The organism is Protofrankia sp. Cr1 (assembly GCF_963555865.1).
Lineage (GTDB): Bacteria > Actinomycetota > Actinomycetes > Frankiales > Frankiaceae > Protofrankia.
The window spans coordinates 1253-4989 of sequence record NZ_CAUVXO010000126.1 but is presented as its reverse complement, the minus strand read 5'-3'; the positions used below and the strand labels follow the sequence as shown (position 1 = coordinate 4989).

The following is a 3737-nucleotide window of genomic DNA, read 5'->3' as shown; positions in this document are numbered from 1 at the left end:
TCTCGGAAAGTCAGATCGGATGGATGCCGTACCTGTTCGAACGCGTCGACCGGGTCTGGCGCATGGGTAACGCGGCCTCCGGCCTGCCACCGGAAATAACCGAACCGCCCAGCAGCTATGTGGCCGGCCGGGTGTACGGCTGTTTTTTCGAGGACGACTTCGGGCTCGCCAGCCGCCATGCAATCGGTGTTGACCAGATCACCTTCGAAAGCGACTACCCGCACCAGGACACCACCTGGCCGAACACCCGCGCGTATGCCGAGCAGGCGATGAAGGACATCCCGGCCGCTGATGTCGAGCGGATAGTCCGAACGAACGCCATCCGGATGCTTGAGCTTCCGCCGAGTCTTGCGGGATAGCGGCGCGCCTCCCTGACCGGCCACCCTGGTCACCATACCCGGTCCCGTATCCCTGCATTCGCGCGATGTGGGGCCGAGGGTGTGTTACGAGAGGGCTGCGGAGCGTTGGTTGGGCCGCAGGGCTTGACGGCCACCCCCGGAGACATCACATTTGGCTCAATCATTGTCCGCTTAAGGTCACTGTGAGGGCGAGGGGGCCCGGAGCTCGTAGATGTCGTGCAACCGCACCGGCTGGCTGCGGCACCGGAAAGTCGCCCGGAAGCGTCCGGGCGGTGACGGTGCGAGTGAACCGATGCCGCACATTCGCGTTTTTGATCAATTCTGTTACAAGGGGAGATAGGCTGTGCGCACAAAGTTATCAATGACCATGGGCTTGGCGGGTGTGCTCGCACTCACGCTGGTTGCATGTGGGAGCAGCTCGACCGGAGACACGCCCAAGGCAGTCGTTACCGCCACGGGCACTCAGCCGACCGGCGAACCGATCAAGGTCATGGTCATCGTCCCGCTGTCCGGGCCGTCGGAGGCGTTCACCGACATCCCGCCCGCGGCGAAGGCGGCCGTGGCCGCGATCAACAAGGCGGGTGGAGTCAAGGGGCGACCCTTTGAAGTCACCATCTGTGACGATCAGTTCGATCCGAACAAGGCCGCGGACTGCGCGACCCAGGCGGTCAGCGGAAAATACCTGTTCGCAACCGGAGTCTCGCCGAACGGTGACCGCTACATGCCGATCCTGGAGAAGGCGAAGATCCCGGTAGTCGGTGCGACCCCGAACAGCGCAAGCGAGCTGAAGAGCCCGTATTCCTACCCGTTCCTCTCCGGTGTCATCGAGGTTGCCGGTGGTGGAACCGCCTGCGGCAAGCTCGGTAAGAAGACCCCGGGGGTCGCCGTTGTCGACATCGCGGCCGGCCGCAACTCGGCCTCGCTGTTCGACATCGGTCTCAAGCCGTACAACCTGCCGGCTCCCAAGAGCGTCTTCATCCCGCCGACCGCCAGCGACTTCACGACCTACGCAGCCAACATCAGTGGCGCCGACTGCGTCGAGGCCGTACTCGGCGGCGCCGCCTTTGAGCGACTGACGCAGGCGATGCGTCAGGCCGGCAACAACGCGACCGTGGCCTATGGATCGGGACAGGTCAGCCAGCAGCGAATCGACCGACTGGGCGCGGCTGCCACCGGCATGGTCCTCGTCGCCCAGAACCCGGCGGTGACCGATACCACCGTCCCGGCGGTGAAGAAGTTCCATGACGAGTCCGTCGCCAACGGTACGGCCGAGAAGGAGCTGACCGACGAGGGTCTGGTCATATGGGGGGCCACCCACCTGGTGGCCGAGCTCGCCGCCAAGCTGACCACGATCGACGGCGAGAACCTGGCTCAGGCACTCAATGCGGCTGGTGATATCGACTACCCGCCGCTCGCCAAGGTCAACTTTGCGAAGCCTGTTCCGCTCATTTCGCCGGACAACCGGATCTTCTCGACCGATGTGCAGTTCTCGGAGGTCAAGGACGGCAAGCGCGTCCCGCTCTTCGACGGCAAGACGGTCAACGTTCTCAACCCGTCCTGACACGTCGCTGGCCGGGCCACGCACAGTGGCCCGGCCAGCTCGACGTGCCTGGTGAGACCGGACCTCCGTCGCGACGTTTTCGTGTTCACAGCAGGTCCCACAGTGCCTACGATGATGGCATGTCAGCGTGGCTCTGGTGGTTGGTGATCGCCGGAGTCCTCGGGGTCGGTGAGATGCTGACGCTGGCCCTGATCCTCGGGATGACGGCGATCGCGGCGCTCGTCGCAGCGATCGTGGCGGGCGTCGGGGGCGGTCCTCTCGCCCAGCTCGCGGCGTTCGCCGCTACCTCCGTCGCGCTGCTGCTCGGGCTGCGGCCCGTCGCGCGCCGCCACCTGACCCAGTCGCCCGCTGTCGCGACGGGTATAGATGCGCTGATCGGTAAGGTCGGCGTCGTTCTGGAGTCCGTCGACGGCGCTGACGGTCGGGTCAAGATCGGCGGTGAGGTGTGGTCGGCACGCGTGACGATGGCCGGCCAGACACTCGAACCGGGCACCAGCGTCCGCGTGCTGCGCATCGACGGCGCGACCGCAGTCGTCCACCCCGCCGAATTGTGGACGTAGTGACGACCGGAGGCGCTGATGCGATGAGGATGCCGTGAGGTACTCAGGCATGACAGCGGGGCCGTTCTGATGGCCGGGCTGATCGTGGCCGCTGTGGTTGTGATCGTACTGGTCGTGTTCCTCGCCCGAGCCGTCCGGGTGGTACCGCAGGCCCGCGCGGTGGTGGTTGAGCGCCTTGGCCGCTACCACCGGACCCTCGGCCCAGGCCTCGCCATCGTCATCCCCGCGGTGGACCGGATCAGGGAGCGCGTTGACCTGCGAGAACAGGTGGTGACGTTTCCGCCACAACCGGTAATCACCGAGGATAACCTTGTCGTCAGCATTGACACCGTCATCTTTTTCCAGGTCACCGACCCGCGGGCGGCCACCTACGAGATCGCTGATGTGATCCGCGCGATCGAGCAGCTCACGGTCACCACATTGCGTAACGTGATTGGCAGCCTGAACCTGGAGCAGACGCTGACGTCCCGCGATGAGATCAACACCCGATTGCGGGGTGTCCTCGACGAGGCGACCGGTAAGTGGGGCATCCGGGTGAACCGGGTGGAAATCAAGGCAATTGAGCCGCCACCGTCGATCCAGGACTCGATGGAAAAGCAGATGCGTGCCGAGCGGGACCGACGGGCGGCAATTCTGTCTGCCGAGGGCGTCAAGCAGAGCGAGATTCTGCGGGCCGAGGGTGCAAAACAAGCTGCGATCCTGCGGGCCCAGGGCGAGCGGGAAGCGAAGATTCTTTCTGCCCAGGGTGAGGCCCAGGCCATTGCCACAGTGTTCCAGGCGATCCATGAGGGCAACGCGGACCGCAAACTCCTGGCTTATCAGTACCTGCAGACCCTGCCGCGCCTGGCGGCGGGTGACGCGAACAAGGTCTGGATCATTCCCAGCGACCTGACGAGGGCGTTCGGGGGGCTCGGCGCGTTCAGCGGGTTGGTCGACAGCCTCAGCCAGTCCGACGGTACTGGCAAGTCCGACGGGGAAGACGACGCTTAGAGCAGTGCCTGACTGGTTCGCGTAGCCGTCACATCAAGCGGAAACAGCGCCGGCCGGGTTGTGTTCGGCCGTTGTTGGCATGGTGGCCAGCACCGTCTTAGCTCGTGATCGCACTGTTTCCCCTGGCGCTACCGTTTCCCCATCGGGAACCGTTTCCATTACGGCTATCGTCGCCTTCATGTTGAAGTTTCCCTTGCGTGTGACACGGGCTCGTCTCGCCTCCGGTGTGCTCGGCCTCGCAGTCGGTGTTGCGCTGCTCGCCACCTG

General features: G+C 64.9%; 5 protein-coding genes. All 5 read left to right on the top strand.

All coding sequences use genetic code 11. The features are described from left to right. Nucleotides 1-359, top strand: a 359-nt coding sequence (locus tag U9980_RS12460; protein ID WP_322768051.1) for an amidohydrolase family protein, incomplete at its 5' end; no start/stop codon positions are given. A 343-nt stretch (nucleotides 360-702) separates the two neighbouring features. Next, nucleotides 703-1920: an ABC transporter substrate-binding protein gene (locus tag U9980_RS12455; protein ID WP_322768050.1), complete on the top strand. Its 1218-nt coding sequence runs from the start codon at nucleotides 703-705 to the stop codon at nucleotides 1918-1920. Between the two features lie 119 nt (nucleotides 1921-2039). Further along, nucleotides 2040-2480 (top strand): NfeD family protein, encoded by a 441-nt coding sequence (locus U9980_RS12450; RefSeq protein ID WP_322750750.1) that lies wholly within the window; start codon nucleotides 2040-2042, stop codon nucleotides 2478-2480. Between the two features lie 69 nt (nucleotides 2481-2549). Next, nucleotides 2550-3470, top strand: coding sequence for an SPFH domain-containing protein (locus U9980_RS12445; RefSeq protein ID WP_322768049.1), 921 nt, complete (start codon nucleotides 2550-2552; stop codon nucleotides 3468-3470). A gap of 79 nt (nucleotides 3471-3549) precedes the next feature. After that, nucleotides 3550-3737: hypothetical protein (locus U9980_RS12440; protein WP_322768048.1), on the top strand; the 188-nt coding region annotated here is incomplete at its 3' end.